Origin of the sequence: Bartonella harrusi, from assembly GCF_024297065.1 — a bacterium.
GTDB classification, from domain to species: Bacteria; Pseudomonadota; Alphaproteobacteria; order Rhizobiales; family Rhizobiaceae; genus Bartonella; species Bartonella harrusi.
The window spans coordinates 1,552,501-1,571,416 of sequence record NZ_CP101114.1; the positions used below are offsets into that span (position 1 = coordinate 1,552,501).

Annotated in this window: 15 protein-coding genes and 1 riboswitch; of the genes, 7 read left to right on the forward strand and 8 right to left on the reverse strand. The window is 39.6% G+C overall.

Features of this window, described 5'->3' with window-relative positions:
• Window positions 1–59: 59 nt before the first annotated feature.
• From NMK50_RS10435 to NMK50_RS07275, 4 genes are all read left to right on the forward strand, one after another.
• Entirely contained in the window at window positions 60–182 is a 123-nt protein-coding gene (locus NMK50_RS10435) for a hypothetical protein (RefSeq protein ID WP_256481350.1), read from the forward strand.
• A gap of 101 nt (window positions 183–283) precedes the next feature.
• On the forward strand, window positions 284–676 hold the full coding sequence (locus tag NMK50_RS07265) for a Fur family transcriptional regulator (RefSeq protein ID WP_254769921.1): 393 nt from the start codon (window positions 284–286) through the stop codon (window positions 674–676).
• Window positions 677–847: 171 nt separating this feature from the next.
• Window positions 848–1,924, forward strand: a complete 1,077-nt coding sequence (locus NMK50_RS07270; RefSeq protein ID WP_254769922.1) for an HlyD family secretion protein — start codon at window positions 848–850, stop codon at window positions 1,922–1,924.
• Window positions 1,925–1,957: 33 nt separating this feature from the next.
• Complete coding sequence (locus tag NMK50_RS07275) at window positions 1,958–3,517, forward strand: DHA2 family efflux MFS transporter permease subunit (protein ID WP_254769923.1); 1,560 nt, start codon at window positions 1,958–1,960, stop codon at window positions 3,515–3,517.
• 628 nt (window positions 3,518–4,145) lie between these two features.
• On the opposite strand, the gene NMK50_RS07280 is transcribed toward NMK50_RS07275, so the two are convergent.
• From NMK50_RS07280 to trhO, 3 genes are all read right to left on the reverse strand, one after another.
• The gene (locus tag NMK50_RS07280; protein ID WP_254769924.1) at window positions 4,146–4,730 is read right to left on the reverse strand and encodes a GNAT family N-acetyltransferase; all 585 of its coding nucleotides are present in this window, start codon (window positions 4,728–4,730) and stop codon (window positions 4,146–4,148) included.
• A 46-nt stretch (window positions 4,731–4,776) separates the two neighbouring features.
• The gene (locus NMK50_RS07285) at window positions 4,777–5,910 is read right to left on the reverse strand and encodes a type III PLP-dependent enzyme (protein ID WP_254769925.1); all 1,134 of its coding nucleotides are present in this window, start codon (window positions 5,908–5,910) and stop codon (window positions 4,777–4,779) included.
• A 1,100-nt stretch (window positions 5,911–7,010) separates the two neighbouring features.
• Window positions 7,011–7,928 (reverse strand): oxygen-dependent tRNA uridine(34) hydroxylase TrhO, encoded by a 918-nt coding sequence (trhO, locus tag NMK50_RS07290; protein WP_254771213.1) that lies wholly within the window; start codon window positions 7,926–7,928, stop codon window positions 7,011–7,013.
• A 117-nt stretch (window positions 7,929–8,045) separates the two neighbouring features.
• On the opposite strand from trhO, the gene eda reads away from it, so the two are divergent.
• Complete coding sequence (gene eda, locus NMK50_RS07295; protein ID WP_254769926.1) at window positions 8,046–8,711, forward strand: bifunctional 4-hydroxy-2-oxoglutarate aldolase/2-dehydro-3-deoxy-phosphogluconate aldolase; 666 nt, start codon at window positions 8,046–8,048, stop codon at window positions 8,709–8,711.
• 170 nt (window positions 8,712–8,881) lie between these two features.
• Here eda and NMK50_RS07305 read toward each other — a convergent pair whose 3' ends face one another.
• Together NMK50_RS07305 and NMK50_RS07310 are read right to left on the reverse strand one after the other, a co-directional pair.
• Window positions 8,882–9,712 carry a ferredoxin--NADP reductase gene (locus NMK50_RS07305; RefSeq protein ID WP_254769927.1) on the reverse strand — a complete coding sequence of 277 codons (831 nt, stop codon included), beginning with the start codon at window positions 9,710–9,712 and terminating at the stop codon, window positions 8,882–8,884.
• 581 nt (window positions 9,713–10,293) lie between these two features.
• Window positions 10,294–11,268 (reverse strand): DUF3472 domain-containing protein, encoded by a 975-nt coding sequence (locus tag NMK50_RS07310; protein WP_254769928.1) that lies wholly within the window; start codon window positions 11,266–11,268, stop codon window positions 10,294–10,296.
• 462 nt (window positions 11,269–11,730) lie between these two features.
• Here NMK50_RS07310 and alr point away from each other — a divergent pair, with 462 nt between their 5' ends.
• The gene (alr, locus tag NMK50_RS07315; RefSeq protein ID WP_254769929.1) at window positions 11,731–12,843 is read left to right on the forward strand and encodes an alanine racemase; all 1,113 of its coding nucleotides are present in this window, start codon (window positions 11,731–11,733) and stop codon (window positions 12,841–12,843) included.
• 287 nt (window positions 12,844–13,130) lie between these two features.
• Here the strand turns inward: alr and gcvP are convergent, their stop codons facing one another.
• Genes gcvP through gcvT form a run of 3 tightly spaced genes read right to left on the reverse strand, consistent with a single transcriptional unit; the run spans window position 13,131 to window position 17,425 of the window.
• Complete coding sequence (gene gcvP, locus NMK50_RS07320) at window positions 13,131–15,926, reverse strand: aminomethyl-transferring glycine dehydrogenase (RefSeq protein WP_254771214.1); 2,796 nt, start codon at window positions 15,924–15,926, stop codon at window positions 13,131–13,133.
• A 5-nt stretch (window positions 15,927–15,931) separates the two neighbouring features.
• Window positions 15,932–16,300, reverse strand: coding sequence for a glycine cleavage system protein GcvH (gene gcvH, locus NMK50_RS07325; protein WP_254769930.1), 369 nt, complete (start codon window positions 16,298–16,300; stop codon window positions 15,932–15,934).
• A gap of 6 nt (window positions 16,301–16,306) precedes the next feature.
• Entirely contained in the window at window positions 16,307–17,425 is a 1,119-nt protein-coding gene (gcvT, locus tag NMK50_RS07330) for a glycine cleavage system aminomethyltransferase GcvT (protein ID WP_254769931.1), read from the reverse strand.
• Between the two features lie 138 nt (window positions 17,426–17,563).
• Window positions 17,564–17,663: riboswitch (glycine riboswitch) on the reverse strand.
• A 579-nt stretch (window positions 17,664–18,242) separates the two neighbouring features.
• Here gcvT and NMK50_RS07335 point away from each other — a divergent pair.
• Window positions 18,243–18,905: an LON peptidase substrate-binding domain-containing protein gene (locus NMK50_RS07335; RefSeq protein ID WP_254769932.1), complete on the forward strand. Its 663-nt coding sequence runs from the start codon at window positions 18,243–18,245 to the stop codon at window positions 18,903–18,905.
• The last annotated feature ends 11 nt before the right edge of the window (window positions 18,906–18,916 follow it).

Sequence of the window (18,916 nt, forward strand, 5' to 3'; positions counted from 1 at the left end):
CAGAGATATTACATACAAAGCAGAGAGGAAAACAAGCATGGTCAGGCAAATCGTTGCTTATGCCGGATCTTGGCTTTCTTGTGACCACGACGACTAATGGCACTTGTACAGCCTATGCTGTGGAGGGTGTTATGGATAAAGCTATAACAATGCTCCAGTTTAAACTGGGGGGCAATGATTGATACTGAGTTGGCTGATTCTATATTCACCATTGCACAAAGACCTCATAAGTTTTATGCTCTACCATAGAGTAAAAAGCCCATAAAATAAAAGAAAGGTATCAATGTCCTCTAAACTTACGCGTAACCAAACATTGGTTCTCAATACTTTAAAGAATGCGCAAGGACCTTTAAGTGCTTATGCGATTCTTGATCATTTACGCAAAGAAGGATTTCGTGCACCTCTCCAAGTTTATCGCGCATTAGAAAAACTTGTCCAACTCAAGTGTATTCATCGTCTTGAAAGTGTAAATGCTTTTATGGCTTGTTTACATCCTGAAAATTGCCAACACGAACTGACAACTTTTATCATTTGTGAGAATTGTGGTAAGGTCAATGAAATACAAAACCAAACGATTGTATCTAACCTTAAACAAATGGTTCAAGCAGTCGACTTTCAAGCACACAGCAGCACCCTAGAAATACGAGGCATTTGTAAACAATGCGCAACAGAGTAAGATCTCAATACTTGCAAGTCTGTATATTTAGCATTATGTTCTAAACATTATGTTCTAGAATTGTCTTATTCTTTGAAACACTCTTATTCGTCTTTACATATGTATCGCTTTTTATCCTATAGCGATGAGCTTATTTTGCGCATTGAAAAATAAATTTGAAAGTATAAAATCATGTCTACATCTGAGACAACTGTTTCAACAAAAAAAAAGAAAATAATGCACGCTCTTCTTGTTGCCTGTGCGCTTTGTGTGCTTTGGTTTGGCTATAAATGGATAACAGATTGGCGTTATATGCTGGCAACAGATGATGCTTATGTCCAAGGAGATATAGCAGCTATTGCTCCTAAATTAAATGGATATATTGAAAAGATTGCTATTAAAGCAAACCAAATTATCAAGAAAGACGATGTCTTATTTCACTTAGACGATGGCGATTATCAAATAGCCTTAGAACAGACAGAAGCCCGTCTCAACACACAACAAAAAACGCTTCTCCGTATTGATGCACAAATTATAGCTGCACGCAGTATTTTAGATGATGCGCAAGCACAAAAAGCTGCCGCCTCAGCCATAGCAACGAATGCACAACTAGCCTTACAACGCACGACGAAACTTAAAGCAAATCACTATGCACCTCAATCGGATGTGGATGATGCCCAATCAGCTTATGAACAAGCCATTGCAAATGTTAAACGTGCAGAAGCACAAATAGCTGCGGCACGTGCGAATATTCAAGTTCTAGAAGCACAACGAAGTGAAACAGAAAGCCAAACAAAGAGTTTAGAGCTTTCGCGTAAAAAAGCACAACGTGATCTTGATTCAACCATTATCCGGGCTCCATTTGATGGCATTATTGGGAATTTAACAGCAAAAACGGGCGATTTTGTGGTAAATGGCCAGCGCCTTGCCGCATTAGTCCCTCTCCACGCACTTTATATTGAAGCGAACTATAAAGAAACGCAGTTACAAAATATTCATTCAGGACAAACTGCTTATATTGTTGTTGATGCCTTCAAGAAAGATGTATTTACAGGTAAAGTACTTTCCATTTCCCCTGCAACGGGAGCTGTTTTTTCTCTCTTGCCACCACAAAATGCTACCGGTAACTTTACAAAAATTGTTCAACGTATTCCTGTACGGATTGCTATTCCAGAAGACGTTTTAAAAACAGGGCGTATTCGAGCAGGAATGAGTGTTTCAGTGGAAATTGATACACGTACAAAGCCACAAGAGAAAGATCTCTTATAACAAACGATCAATGATCTTAACGAGATATCTCCCATGCCCGAGTCAACACACTCTCAAGAACACATAGGAATCCAAAAAATTGTCGTTTTCATTGCTATGTCTTTTGGCATGTTCATGGCTATTTTGGATATTCAAATTGTTTCTTCCTCTTTAGCTGAAATTCAGGCTGGTCTTTCAGCAAGTTCTGAAGAGATTTCATGGGTTCAAACCTCCTATCTGATCGCTGAAGTTATCATGTTACCTCTTTCTGGATTCTTAGGAAGATTGCTTTCAACACGTGTTTTCTTTAGTATATCAGCTATCGGATTTACGATTACTTCTATTCTTTGCGCAACGGCAACATCGATTGAAGAGATGATTGTGTACCGAGCACTCCAAGGCTTTATTGGTGGAGGTATTATTCCGAGCGTCTTTGTTGCCTCCTATGTGCTTTTTCCACCATCAAAACGCCCTATTGTGACCCCTATCGTTGGACTGGTAGCAACATTAGCCCCCACCATTGGTCCAACAGTGGGCGGCTATCTCTGTCACATCTCATCATGGCATTGGCTCTTTCTCATTAATGTACCTTGCGGGGTTATTATCTCGATTCTCGCTTGGAAATTGATTGATTTTGATAAAGCTGATCCTTCTTTAATGAGCAAATTTGACTGGTTAGGACTCGTTTCTATGGCAGTATTTCTAGGAACTTTGGAATATATTCTAGAAGAAGGGACACGACGTGATTGGTTCAATGATAATTTGATTTTAACTTTATTCATTGTTATGATCTTATCAGCAGTCTTTTTCTTCTGGCGTGCTTTGACCGCAAAAGAACCAATTGTTGATCTCTCAACTTTTGCGAACTTTAACTTTTCAACCGCATCAATTTTTTCTTTTATGCTTGGAATAGGTCTTTATGGACTCACATATCTTTATCCTGTCTATTTAAGCCAAATTCGTCATTACGATGCTCTCATGATTGGAGAAACGTTATTCCTTTCGGGATTTGTCATGTTATTAACCGCCCCCCTTGCCGGATTCCTTTCAGCACGAATTGATGCACGTTTGATGATAGCGATAGGACTTTTTGGCTTTGCATTAGGAACTTGGATGGCGAGCTCTATCACAGACAATTGGGATTTTTGGGAACTCTTTTGGCCTCAATTTTTCCGTGGTTTTTCTATTATGTTATGTATGGTCCCTGTTAATAATATTGCCCTCGGGTCACTTCCACCGGAACGAATGCAAAATGCTTCTGGGCTGTTTAATCTCACACGTAATCTTGGTGGTGCCGTGGGACTTGCTATTATCAGCACCCTTATAACAAAACGCACAGACCTGCATTACGCACGAATAGCTGAAACCGTTCAATACGGAAATAACCAAGCAACTGAAATGCTTTCAAAGCTTACTCTATACTTCAAAACTGCAACTTTTGATTCACAGACTCTTGCTCTTTTCCAAATTTTTAATATGGCACGTATACAAGCAATGATTATGGCTTTTAGCGATCTTTTCTTTATAATAACCATTATCTTTATCGTCTTGACATTCATGACCCTTTTTCTCAAAAAAACGCCTCCCCTCACCGACACTCCTTCAGGTCACTGAGCTTAATCTTATGAAAGTTATCAAATCTTGTACCTGATATTTACACGCCCTACCCTTCGCATTCGGATAGGCACGCGTTCACATATTGATGCAAAATACGAAAAGCAAATATCTTTCCATATTTTATATACCAGAAAAGGCTTCAGCAAAAACATGTTTAAGTATAGCCTTCCTCCATTGAGGAATAATCATTTTAAATTTACAAACTCTTTAAGTACAAATTCATTTAGATATTTTTAGAGACATCGATAATCATCACAAAAAAGCTTTTCTTCTGATTCACTGTAATTTATGGAATGGACCAATGGCACCAAAAATAAAATTTTTATTTTCATGAGTCTAGCTTTAAATCCTAACTTCAATTGAAAGATTTTCAGTATCCATCAACTGGAAAAGCTCTGTAAAAAATCGATAAAAACGGCTCACAAGTTTTTCTAAAACCATCTAAAACAGCGCAAAAGATGCAAACCCCTCAATAAACAACTGAAATTATCATAGAATCCAGAAATGCAAATGAAGAAAAAACTGATAGGCAATAAATCTCTCTTCAAACTTTGCATCTCAGAAAAATATCTTGCCATGAAGAAAAATGATTCCCACAGCCATCGCTGTTGGCAAATAAAACTCCCTAAGCAACTTTATAATGCTGAAAGCGGTTTAATTTTTCTCGTTCTCCACTAGAGACCAAAGTACCGTAGCATCCAGAAAGATATTCTGGTATCAATTCCAACGCTTGAAAACGGTGCTTTTCATAAGGGCCCGGCATTGCCAAATTTTTTGTTAAACTGCTTGAGAAACCAAAACGCTGATAAAAGTCACAATCCCCCACAAGCAAAATAGCCCCATAACCTAATTCTTTTGCCTTTTGAGTTGCATGATGCATCAGAACAGATCCTATCCCCATACCAGAATATTCCTCTGAAACAGCCAAAGGTCCTAAAAGCAAAGCATGTTGTGTGCCATTTTGCTTTTTTTTAAACCGCACATGCCAAAGCCGTACACTCCCCACCAGCTCTCCAAGTGCATTTTTAACAACAAAGGATAACCCACACGCCGCCAAACGCCCACGACGTAAAGCTTCTGATGACTTACGCCTACGTCCCTTTCCCAGAGCTAAATCGAGCAAGTTTTCCCGGTGTGGTTTATCAGCTTCTTGTTCACAAGCAAGCGTAAAAAGCGCACCATTTTTTGTTTGAAAATGTATCATATTCATCTTTGACACACACCTCACTATACCTTTGTTGTGATAAATAAGAAACTTAAATCACATAAGACCGCAAAGGCTCAAAACCATTAAAAGCAACAGAAGCATAAGTTGCCGTGTAAGCACCCGTTCCATGTATCAACAACGCATCCCCTACCGTAAGAGATAAAGGTAAGGGATAAGGTATTTTTTCATAAAGAACATCCGCCGAATCGCATGTTGGACCTGCTAAAATGCAAGGCACCATTTCCGTATCATTATGGGGTGTTTCAATAGGATAGCGAATAGCTTCATCCATCGTCTCAGTAAGACCATTAAATTTTCCAACATCAAGATAAACCCATCGGACATTATCATTGTCCGCTTTTTTGGATATAAGCACAACTTCTGTGCGAATAACACCAGCATTCCCAACCATCCCACGCCCTGGCTCGATAATGGTTTCAGGAATACGATTACCAAAATATTTTTTCAAGGAATCAAAAACAGCCGTACCATAAGCTTGTTCGGTAGGAACATCTTTCAAATAACGCGTTGGAAATCCCCCTCCCATATTAACGAGCTTTAATAAAATCCCTTCTTGCTCCAAATGTCTAAAAACCGTAGCCGCATCGAATAAAGCACGATCCCATGCATTCAGATCTGTCTGTTGAGATCCTACATGAAAAGAAACACCATACGCTTGTAAACCTAATTGATGTGCCCGACGTAAGACATCGACAGCCATGGCAGGAACACAACCAAACTTACGCGACAATGGCCACTCTGCCCCTTTTCCATCAGTCAGGACACGACAAAAAACGCGAGCTCCTGGAGCAGCACGCGCAATTTTTTCTACTTCTTCAACACAATCAACCGCATAAAGCGAAAGACCCAATGCATATGCGCGCGCAATATCACGCTCTTTTTTGATGGTATTTCCAAAAGAAATACGATCCGGCGTCGCTCCTGCTTTTAACGCCATTTCAATTTCTGCAACAGAAGCAGCATCAAAAGACGATCCTAAAGATGCAAGCAAACGCAAAATTTCAGGAGCAGGATTTGCCTTTATCGCATAAAAAATGCGAGACTGAGGAAGAGCTTTTTCAAAATTTAAATAATTTTCACGGACAACATCAAGGTCAACAATTAAGCATGGCCCTTCAGAATGATGTTTTGCAAGAAAATCACGAATACGTTGCGTTACCATTTGCAATTCTCCCAAGGGAAGCAATCCCTTCCTCTCTATTTAGACAGCAGAGAGCCGCCAATAACCAAAAGACGAAAAGCATACAACCGCCTCCTACACCCTGATGACAAAAAAATCAGGAAGAAAACAGAATTGTATTGAGCGAAGGAACAGCGCGAAAACCGCGTTATTCTACTTTATCTGCCTTTTTGATTGGAGTTGAGAAAACCACTTCCGCACTGAAGGCAATGAGGTGTGCCTCTATAGTTACCTCAGCGTTTGGACAGCTGAAAGACACCAGAAAGGCCCGCACCGTCGTTGCTTCAAGATGTCCTCATTCTTCCGGTTGGCCAAAAGAATGACTGGAGCGGTTAGTTCCAGGTACCGTACCGGTTAATCTCACCATTTGAGAACCAGTGGACACCCACAGGCACGTGCGACTTTGGGCAAGATTGCATATAAGACCAATTTTTATTCATTTCAATCATTTTTTTTATTTTAAACATTTTTTAATTTTTAAAAACAAAATGATGCAAAAAAGTAACACTCCTCACCAGCAGATAAATAATCTTCCCCCTTTAAAAGCGTTACAATCTTCACGAAGAAACACATCATTTAGCTGCCAATCCACACTCTTACCTTTAAGAGAGCTTCTTTGCTTGAGGATTCCTATCCTCTCTTCTCTCATCATCTATGGAAAAGGAACTCAAAGACCCCTTGGGGAACATCCTTGTGATGTTTATGAAATCATAAGGCCAACACGACCATTTCATTTCCTCCTTTATACCAGTCTCATCTTTAACAGCTTACTAATCGTATATTATATCATTCTAAAATGGCTTTTAAAAATGCATAACCTCTATATTGAGCTACCCCCTTCTCATTGCATAAAATTTGCTGTTTCAGAATGTAAGATATTTGCAAAAAAACCAACATTATAAGATCAAGGATACCGGATAAAAAGACATGGCGTCGGTTTATATCTCTCCATCAACCTCTTCGTTTTATACACCAAACAAAAAGCGAGAAAACGACTCAGCCTTATAAAATGTTCTTACGCTCCTCTTAAAAAGCTTCTCTCTTAACCAACAGAAAGTTTTAAACTTTAAGGGACAATATTTTTATGAACCTTGATGAGACTGAACAGCACGCAATTTTGCAAGTTGGAACTGCCTATGACGCTCCCGAAAACGCTGCCTATCAGCTTCATTCCGCATGTTATAACAAGAATCACACGAGACACCTTCTTCATAATGAGACGATAATTTGCTTTCAGCATTGATAGGGGAACGGCATGCCCGACACAATTCACGCCCACACTCTTCAAGACCATGGCCAACAGAAACACGCTCATCAAAAACAAAGCATTCACCCCACCACAAACTTTTTTCTTTTGGGATTTTTTCCAAATATTTAAGAATACCACCTTTGAGATGATAAACCTGATCATAGCCAAGCTCACGGACATAAGCGGTCGATTTTTCGCAGCGAATACCACCTGTACAAAACATAGCCACTTTCTTTTTCTTTTTCAAATCAGCTTCATGTTTGCGCACCCATTCAGGAAATTCTCGAAATGTTTTAATCCGTGGATCAACGGCTCCTTGAAAACTGCCAAGTGCATATTCATAATCATTGCGCGTATCAATCAAGATTGTTTCTTTATCTTGGATTAAAGCATTCCAATCTTCAGGGTCGACATAAGTACCAACAACCTTTAACGGATCAATACCTTCAACCCCCATTGTTACAATTTCTTTTTTCAATCGCACTTTTAGTCGATGAAAAGGCATTTTTGACGCCCATGAATATTTAATTTCCAGCGTTTGAAATGCCGATTCACCGTTAATAAAATTGGCTAATGCTTTAATTGCAGCACAAGACCCCGCAACAGTTCCATTAATACCCTCTTGTGCTAAAAGCAGAGTCCCTTTGATGCCATTTGTTTGGCATAAATCCAGCAAAGGTTTCTGTAATTGACGATAATGCTTCAAATCAGCGAAGCAATAAAGTGCAGCAACTTTAAAATTCTTTTCCATAAGTCTTGCCATAACGCGCGTTTCATTCAATTTCAAGATCTATTCATCGACTCTTTAACATATTGTGCTTAATCAAACGATAGCAACAATATCATCTCTCAAAGAAAGAAAAATACCATGTGCCAAAAAATAGATCACCTTTTATCACTGCTTCAAGAACAAACTGTCATACCTGTTTTGTGCATTGACGATTTACAAAACGCAATACCCCTCGCACGCGCTCTTGTCAAAGGCGGATTGAAAACAATTGAGATCACATTGAGAACAGCATATGCATGCGATACAATAAAAGCAATTGCACAAGAAGTGCCTGAAGCTATTGTTGGAGCAGGAACAATCCTCAACGATGCGCACTACGAACAAGCAGAACGTGCAGGAGCAAAGTTTATCGTAAGCCCCGGCTTCTCAAACGCATTGATCGATTGTGCAAAAAACAGTGAAATCCCCTTTCTCCCAGGCGTAGTGACACCAAGTGAATGTATAAAAGCACTAGAAAAAGGCTATTCATATCTTAAATTTTTTCCTGCTGAAGCAGCGGGGGATATTGCCTTTGTGCAAGCTTTATCCTCTCCCTTCTCTAAAATTAGGCTTTGCCCAACAGGTGGCATTACACAAAAAAATGCTACACAATGGCTCCAGCTTTCTAATGTCTTCTGCATTGGAGGATCTTGGATGGCTCCTCAACAACTTATTGCAGCAAGTGATTGGGATGCAATCAGCGCCTTAGCACAGACAGCAGCACAGCTCTTTTCTCATCCTACCAAAGCGCATTCCACAACATAAGTGGCGGCCCCCTTCAACAAGACCAAAGGCTTCACACATCCATGCACAATCTTTTAGCATTGCCATAGAACCGCAAATCATTACGCGCTCTTCATCAGGGATGATTTTCGGCAAACCTGTCGTTTCAAAAAAAGCACCGCTCTTCGAAAAGCGGCATCACAACGCTTCTCTCATCCTACAAAAGCACGTTCTACAACATAAGTGGCAGGCGCATTATTTGCCCCTTCAACAAGACCAAAGGCTTCACACATCCGTGCACAATCTTTCAGCATTGCCATAGAACCGCAAATCATTACGCGATCTTCATCAGGATTAATTTTTGGCAAACCTGTCGTTTCAAAAAAAACACCACTCTCCATAACAGTCGTAATACGCCCCATATGTTCAGAAGGTTCACGCGTAGTCATGGGATAAAATTTTAATTGTTGCGCATATTCACCAATAAGCGGATCTTCTTGTAAAGACACTACAAGCTCTTTTGCATAGGCAAGCTCATTACATTTTCGGGTTGTTTGAATAAGAACCACTTGAGAAAATTTTTCATAAGTTTCAGGATCACGGATAAGACTTGCAAAGGGTGCAACCCCTGTCCCCGTTGAAAGAAGATAAAGACGCTTACCAGGAACCAAAGCATCCAGAACCAATGTTCCCGTAGACTTTTTACGCATGAGAACTGTATCACCAATTTTAATTTTTTGGAGATGTTCTGTCAGCGGACCACCTGGAACTTTAATTGAAAAAAATTCAAGCTGCTCATCCCAAAATGGACTTGCAATCGAATAGGCACGATAAATTGGCTTTTCTGCATTTGGCAAACCAATCATAACAAACTCACCTGAACGAAAACGAAAACTTTCCGGACGATTCAGACGAAATTTAAACAAACGGTCTGTGTAGTGATACACTTCTTGAACAATAAGCGCGAACACATTTTCAGGAATCGGAAAGTTTGATGAACCGCTGTCGATGTCTGCCTGAACATGCGTAGCAAAACTATTCATAAACTCTTCCTCACCTTATTTATTGAACATAAACTTAAGTTTCTGAGCATGATATACCGCTCATATACCTCTCTGCCAATATTTCTCTTAAAACATAAATCACGTAATTAACATTTTTGTATTAAAAATAACCGAAATAGTAAAACTTTTGAGCCTTACAATCAAAAACTATAAAAATATTCCCCTTATTATATCTGTTTATCTCTATGTTGCGAAATGAAAGAAGAATAGAACACATAGTCTAACCAAATCCAAAAAAACACCACCCACAAAGTATCGGATTATCTCATGCTTATTGGTAACAAAGAAAATACAACACAAGCATTTTTAAAGGATCATCCACGCAATAAATAAAGCATACATGCAAATATACTCAAACTAAATCAACCCATAAAAATAACACAGCAATTTTATGACAATCAACACGACGCATAACACACCCTGTTCTTATTAAGACAAAATAGAATGTTTCAAAATAAATCTTTAATAAAAGAAAGCTCTTCTAAGAAGACCGCTAAATTTATGCTTGTATAAAACACAAATATTAGCGGTACTTAAAAAAACTGATGAAGAACTAGTTCTTATTGCGTTTTTATAACTTTCCAGCGCTTACCATCAGACATATACATTTTTTGTGTTCCCTTATTAACTTTTGTCACACTGTTATTAACATAAAGAGATGACCCGTAGCTAGCGCGATGATCAACAAAGATTGATTTCGACTTAAACAGACCAGGCCGTGGAAAATAAATATTAGGTGCCCAAGAACCATTGCGGGAACGAATAACGATCAAATTGTTTGCTTTCAATGCATCAGAAATCGTTTGCGCACTCAAATTTTTCTCATTTATAAAAGCAACTTGAGGTGCATGAGGTGAAGGTATCCCTTTAAGATCATTCACAACAGTGGTGCAAGAATTATTATCACAGGAAGCTTGAACCACATAAGGATCATTGCAATTTCCGTAAGTGTAGGTACTTTGCTTCGCTTTGATTGTGTTATCACCTATAGGATTTCTAAAGATTGAACGCTGCGCACCCATCACAAAACAAGATGAAAGCTGATTAACTCCTTGAGAATATTCTTCAACAAAACCAAGAGAACTATAAAACTTACCAAATGTTTTGGGAACTTCAATAACACCTACGATCGTTTTTGTACCATTCGTTAAGTCTGTTATAGTACCAGTAACCAAATTTTTATTTTTTGAAACATCTAATTTGTACTGATGCTCTATTTTCCAAGACACTTTAATATCACATTGCACCCCAGAGCCTTCATGACTGAAAAAACGGCACTGTCCACTTTTCCAACCGACAGCCTTCCAAATAGAATAATTAAAAAAATGGACACCTCCTCTATTTTGTAAACCAATATATCCATTATTTCCGTTTTTAAAGGCAAACTGGTTTGCCCAGAAATAATGAGAGCGCAATCCACCGTCATTATCGATCTTTTGAAAAAAAGACAATTGGTTAAAGTTTGAATAAGCAGGCCATGCATTCCGGACAGAAACAATTCCGCCAGCAACAACAGCATAACTTGGCGAACTCATTAAAAACAATACAAAAACGCACAATATTTTTCTGATTTTATAATACACAATTAATTTCCCCCCTAAATTTATTATAAAACTGATTCTATCAAAATCGCATTCTAAAATCAATGCTCCTAAAAGAATTCAATTTCATTATAAAATAATGATACAATACTGCAGATGGGCTCTTATTTTTTAAATATGCCTTAACCAAGAAAAATAAATAAAAGTTTTTCCTTCTAGCAATTTTGCGAGGATTATGTATCCATAACCACACCAATAAAATAAATGATATCTCTTGTCGCTAAAGCAAGTGTTTTATATTAAAAGACCGCTTTTACAGCACATTATCCAATATGAGCTGCTCATAATTTTAACAAAAACAAACAATATGCACACCCTTCCCCTCGATCATAAAAATCTATATGAAGAAATCAACGGGAACTTTTTGTCTCATTGACACGATGATAGGATTTTAAAATGAATAAATTCATAAATGATGAAACAAAATTTCCTTCTACAGCTGTGGCGACCATTAATGTGAGTGCTATTGTTGCAAATTATACAACGTTATCCCAACGTGTTTCTCCCACTGAATGCTCTGCGGTTGTGAAAGCAAATGCCTATGGGTTGGGTGTTAACAAAATTGCTCCTGCGCTTTATCAGGCTGGATGCCGCACTTTTTTTGTTGCCAAAATCGAAGAAGCGCTGCACTTAAAAACCATATTACCATCAAATGTCACGATTATTGTTCTAAACGGAATTTTACACAAGACAGGAGGGCTGATGGCTGAAGCAGGAATTATCCCTGTTCTGAATTCTTGGAATGCAATCGAAGAGTGGCAAATAGTCTGTCAAAAAAAGGATAAAAGATTTCCCGCCATTGTGCAAATTGATACCAATATGAACCGCTTAGGACTTGATAAACAAGAGGTACAAAAACTCATCAAACAGCCTACACTTTTTGAAAAAGCAGAAATAAAATATATTCTCAGCCACCTCTCTAATGGAGAGGATAACACACATTTATCCAATTATACACAATTGGCTACTTTCAAAACCATCCTTGCACAATTACCCGCTTGCAAAGTTTCCTTTGCTAATTCTGGAGGTATTTTTCTTGGAAATGATTTTTATTTTGACCTTGTTCGCCCAGGCATCGCACTTTACGGAGTTGATCCCCGTGGAAAACGCTCAACGCCTCTTAAACCTGTTTTAAAGCTTGAGGCCCAAGTTCTTCAAAGCAGCTCTGTTGAAGCAGGATGCCCTGTTGGATATGGAGAAACCTTCATTACCCATAGACCAAGCACACTTCTAACTATTTCTATCGGCTATGCAGATGGCTTGCCACGCATTCTTTCTAATAAAGGGAGTGTTTATTTTAACGGAAACAAGCTTCCTATTGTCGGGCGCATTTCTATGGATTCCATCATTGTTGACGCTACGGATCTTCATAAAAAACCTCAAAAAGGTGATTGGGTAGAACTGATTGGCGCGCATCAAACACTTGAAAAACTCTCGACAGATGCCGACACTATCCCCAATGAAATTCTGACTTCTTTAGGTTCACGCTATAAACGCATTTATATTTAGCATGCTTTAAAGAAAGAAAGTGATGACACTCTTCATTTGAGAAGATGGTATTACACACCCTTCTAGAGAAATTATGGTGAACAAATAGGTATCTCCTATACCCCAAACCCTATTATTCTATTCATCAAATATTATGCAAAGTGACATGAGAAAAAGAAAGAGCGCAAATATGATCCATTTTTAAAGGGTATAGCGCATAAACACAAATAAACTCAGAAAAACGAAATCAATCAAGAACAAAAGCCCACACAGAAGGTGTGAGCTTTTATCATTATCATAAAATAAATTTAATATGTATTTCCTAATGGCGGACAAGAACAAATGAGCATTCTATCTCCCGCAACATTATCAATACGGGAAACAGGAGGCCAATATTTATTTGCTGGATCAAGAGAGGAATGAGGGAAAGCAGCTTCTTGTCGCGAATAAGGTCGTTCCCAAGCGTCATCTACCGTATCTATCAATGTATGTGGCGCATTAACCAATGGATTATTCTCTTTTGGCCAAACACCTTCACCAACTTTTTTAGCTTCTTCAGCAATCAAAAGCAAAGCATCACAAAAACGATCAATCTCCGCTTTTGGTTCTGATTCCGTTGGTTCAATCATCAAAGTACCAGGAACAGGAAAAGACATTGTCGGTGCGTGAAATCCATAATCAATCAAGCGTTTTGCAATATCATCAACACTCACTCCATACTGGTCTTTCAAAATGCGAGTATCGACAATACATTCGTGAGCAACACGTCCATGCTTTCCTCGATAAAGAATAGTATAAGCCTTTGAAAGGCGCACAGCAATATAATTGGCATTCAATATTGCTGTTTGTGTTGCATATTTCAATCCATCAGCCCCCATCATTCGGATATACATCCAAGTGATCACAAGAATAGAGGCACTTCCATAAGGAGCAGTCGAAACAGCATACGCTGTCCCCTCTTGTTCATGACCTGGTAAAAATGGCTTGAGATGTTCTGCCACCCCAATCGGCCCCACACCAGGACCACCTCCACCATGAGGAATAGCAAAAGTTTTATGGAGGTTCATATGACAAACATCCGCCCCAATATCTGCCGGACGTGCAAGCCCAACAAGTGCATTCAAATTAGCACCATCAAAATAAACCTGTCCTCCATTTTCATGGATAACAGAGCAAATATCCTTAATACTTTCCTCATAAACACCATGGGTTGAAGGATAAGTGATCATCAGAGCTGCTAAGCGATCCTTATGCAATTGTGCTTTCATTTTGAGATCATCAACATCAACATCGCCATCACTCAAACATTTCACCACAATCACTTCCATTCCTGCCATATGCGCAGAAGCAGGATTGGTACCATGCGCGGATGCGGGAATAAGACAAACTGTACGTTGCGGTTCTCCTCGCGATTGGTGATATCTGCGAATTGCCAAAAGCCCCGCATACTCACCTTGAGCACCAGAATTTGGCTGAAAAGAAACTTGCGCAAACCCTGTAATTTCACACAACCACGCACTCAATTGATCAATCATTTCCCTATAACCCATTGCATCTTCTTTGGGCACAAAGGGATGGATATTGGCGACCGTAGACCAACTCACAGGCATCAATTCCGCTGCAGCGTTAAGCTTCATTGTGCAAGAACCAAGCGGTATCATTGCTCGATCCAATGCCAAATCCTTATCTGACAAACGACGCAAGAAGCGCATCATATCTGTCTCTGAGTGAACTGCATGAAAAAAAGGCTGTGAAAGAAAAGCACCGTCACGCCCTTTCCCCAAAAGGCGTGAAGAAACTTGATCCACCAACTTTGCACCAAAAAGCTCTGCCAAAGCATGGGCATCTTCTTCTGTCGATAACTCATCAAAATTGATGGTAATTCTGTCATCATCCAAAAGACGAACAAGACACCCACCAGCTTTTGCGAGACGCGCGATCTCTTGGGCTCTTCCCTTAACAAAAATGCTGACACAATCAAAAAAGTTTTTCCCTTCAACATGAACGCCTGCTGCTTCTAAACCAGCAACAAAACGGCATGTTAAAAGATGAATTCGTTGAGCAATTTCCTGTAAGCCTTGTGGACCATGCCAAACAGCATAAGCTGTTGCCATATTTGCCAAGAGAGCTTGTGCTGTACAAATATTCGACGTCGCTTTATCGCGTCGAATATGCTGTTCACGTGTCTGCAATGCTAAGCGAAAACCAACGCGCCCTTTTGTATCAACGGATTGACCAACAATCCGCCCTGGAATGAGGCGTGTTAGCACATCACTGACCGCAAGATAACCAGCATGTGGCCCGCCAAATCCCATTGGAACGCCATAACGCTGCATAGAGCCAACAACAATATCAGCCCCCCATTGCGCAGGTGATTCCATAAGGATGAGTGCCAAAGGATCGGCCACAACAATCACCAGAGCGTCTTTTGCCTTTGCCTCTTTAATGACTTCACTATAATCGTTAAAAAAGCCTTTTGTATCTGGCCAAGACAAAACAATTGCAGCTGTATTAGAACAAATTTCACCATCCTGTCTTATTTGAATCCCTTGTGTTTCAGCGCGTGTTTGTGCCACACTCAAAGTTTGAGGATGCAAAAGACTGTGAAGAGAAATCTTTGTTTTTTTCTCACGAGTAAAGCGTACCGCTATCGCAAGAGCTTCAGCTAACGCCGTTGCTTCATCGAGAAGTGAAGCGGCCGCAACAGGCAAACCAGTAAGTTCACTCACCAATGTCTGAAAATAAAATAGGAATTCCAAACGACCTTGGCTAATTTCTGCCTGATAGGGCGTATAAGCAGTATACCAAGCTGGATTCTCAAAAAGATTTCGTAAAATAACCGGAGGCACAAAAGTTCCATGATATCCCTGCCCAATAAAACTTTTATGCACATAGTTACGCCCCATCATCGTGGAGAGTTCTTCCAAGGACTGCCTTTCACTTGCTGCCTTTGGAAGATTAAGCGAACGCCCTAAATGGATAGCATGGGGAACCGCTTGAGAAATCAGTGTATCAATACAATCAACCCCTAAGACATCAAGCATTTTTTGCGTTTCATCAGGGCGAAGTCCAATATGGCGAGAAAAAAAATGACGCTCTGACATGACGTTCATCCAATCAGTGCTTTATAAGCAGCCTCATCCAGCAACCCTTCAAGTTGCGTTTCATCCTGCAATGTCATTTTCCAGAGCCAACCTTCTTTTTCAGCTTTTTGATTCACCAGTTCAGGGTTATCTACCAAAGCCTCATTTTTTTCAACCACTTCACCATTAAGAGGCGCATAAACATCTGAAGCTGCTTTCACAGATTCGACAACAGCAGCAGCATCTCCCTTGGAAAGTTGCGTTCCCTCTTTTGGCAAATCAACAAAAACCAAATCTCCTAACTGTTCTTGCGCATAATGCGTAATCCCAACAGTCACAACTTGTCCTTCAACATTGAGCCATTCGTGATCTTCTGTAAAATAAATTTTAGGCATCGAAAACTATCCTTTAAAATAACGTTGTTCAACAAAAGGAAGTGAATGAACAGACAATACAATCTTTTTGCCACGCAACTCTGTAAAGACTTCCGTTCCCTCAACTTTCCACTCAACAGGAACGTAGCCCATCGCTACAGGACCATCAAAAGAAGGACCAAAACCACCTGAAGTTACCACCCCAATCTGCTTGCCCTCATGATCGAAAAGCATCGCACCAGCGCGAACAGGTTGACGCGTTTGTGGTTTTAACCCAACACGACAGCGCGTAGGCCCTCTCTCCAGTGCTTCAAGAAAAGCCTTTGCTCCATAAAACTGTGCTTTTTCTCGAACACTTTTAGGAACAGCCCATGTCAGCGCTGCATCAATGGGCGTTGTATCGGGTGTAATATCATTACCATGCAAGCATAACCCTGCTTCCAACCGAAGACTGTCGCGTGCGGCAAGACCAACCCACTCTACACGAGAATCACTCAGCAATTTTTCAGCCAATGCATGCGCGTGCCCTATGGGAAGAGCAATTTCAAAACCATCTTCTCCAGTATAACCAGAACGCGTTATAAACCAATCTTGTTGTGGTTCGAATCCTTCCATAAACAACAGTTCATTACCCGGCATCCCAGCATCAACCATCACCGCTGCCGCTTCTGGACCTTGCAAAGCAAGCAGGACTCTTTCAAGAGCAATGACTTGACACGCAAAACCAACAGCTCTCTTCTCAAGTTCTTCAAAATCAGCCTGCGCATTTCCAGCATTGGCAACCAGCATAAAACGTCCCTCTGCCAAACGGGTAATGATAAGATCATCAAGAATTCCAGCCTGTTCATTGAGCAAATAATTATATCGAGATTGACCAATTTTTAACAATGCAGCATTAATAGGAAAAGCATAGGATAAAAATTCCACTGCTTGTGGTCCTTCAACGGCAATTAATTTCATATGAGAAATATCAAAAAGCCCTGCATGTGCACGTGTATGAAGATGCTCTTTCATAACCCCAAGAGGATAAGTTAAAGGCATTTTCCAACCAGCAAAAGCACCAAATTTTGCTTCTGCCTTTTCGTGCAATTGATGTAAAGGAAGCATTTTAAAAGAAGATGTTTCAAATTCTTGTGATGTACCCATAATATCTCCAAAGTCGCACTTAACGCCCACACAATATGGCCGCCTCCGCACCCTTCTGTTATAAACCTGAGAGACTCGCGAAAAAATCTTTCGCTTACACCTTCGGCGCGGACCTTCCCGACTTTCCAGATTCGCCTTAGTTCTTTTACGGTCCTTAGAGCCTGAGAGATTATGGGCTGTTTTCCCCTTCGGCGGCAGATGCGAAAGCTTGCAGTCTGCACTCTCCCGCAAAAGAATGAAAGAAACGACAATGTTCTTTCCGGCATATTCTCATCTATAATCTATCTTTTTTACACTGTCATCAGGAAAGTGATGGGTTTAGTCTTATTTTTTAACTTGCATAGACTGTTTTAAACGATTTATAATAGCCGTAAAGAAACACTGTAAAGGTTGTTAATTGGAAACAGTTATTCATTTAGCAAATTGGGATATCCGTTCTCCTCATATCCATAATAACAAACCTGAAAACAACCATTGATCACGAAAACAGCCTTTTGAGTATTATGAAAATGAGATGGCCACTCTTTAAGAAAGTGAGGAGAAGAATTACATAAGGGCTATCAGTAAGGATATAGCTTAAAAAAACTGCAAAGTATTAAACACTCAAAAGGATTGCAAAACAATACCCTCTTTTGCGCAACTGTAACCCTCATAACGGAGTTTCATACCTTTTAAGAGTAAAGATTTCGAATATTTTATCATCACTTTAACGCATAAGGGATTATTTTTTTCTCTCTCAATTATTGTCTCTCAATAGTGTCATAAATTGCGGCTATTTACATACCAAACTTCAACAAATAAGGGTTACAAGATACTCATGAAAGCGGGCAATGTCCATTACAACGACGAACATGATCTACCAAAGCAAATTGCTCTTTTTCCTTTAGAAGGAGCGCTTTTACTACCAGGTGGTTTTTTATCACTCAACATTTTTGAACCAGAAACGCTCGAAATGGTTGAAAATGTTATGGTATCTAATCGTTTATTAGGAATTATTCAACCGCTTCCATCTGAGACAGACCGTTTCTGCACACCACTTTACAAAATAGGTTGTATAGGGCGCATTACCAACTACAATGAAATGGGAAACGGGCATCTTTTCATTATATTACAAGGGGTTTGCCGCTTTACTTTAGAACAAGAATTGGTGAATACAAACCTCTATCGCACCGCTCTTATCCAACCGAATATACAAGATTTAGAAGAACCCGATATTACAGAAAATATTAATCGAGAAAACCTCCTCGACATTGTTGAGAAATATCTTACCATCCATGAAATAGAATATAATTGGGACAGTATCATGCAAGCACCAACACCTCTATTAGTGAATGCTTTTTCAGCTCTTATCCCCTTTACACCAGCAGAAAAACAAGCTCTATTAGAGGCTTCAGATATTGATATTCGTGCCCAAACCCTTCTTGCTTTAACAGAACGCTCCCTTATGAAACAAACAGGAGCACATTACCATTTAAACTAATGATTGCGAAA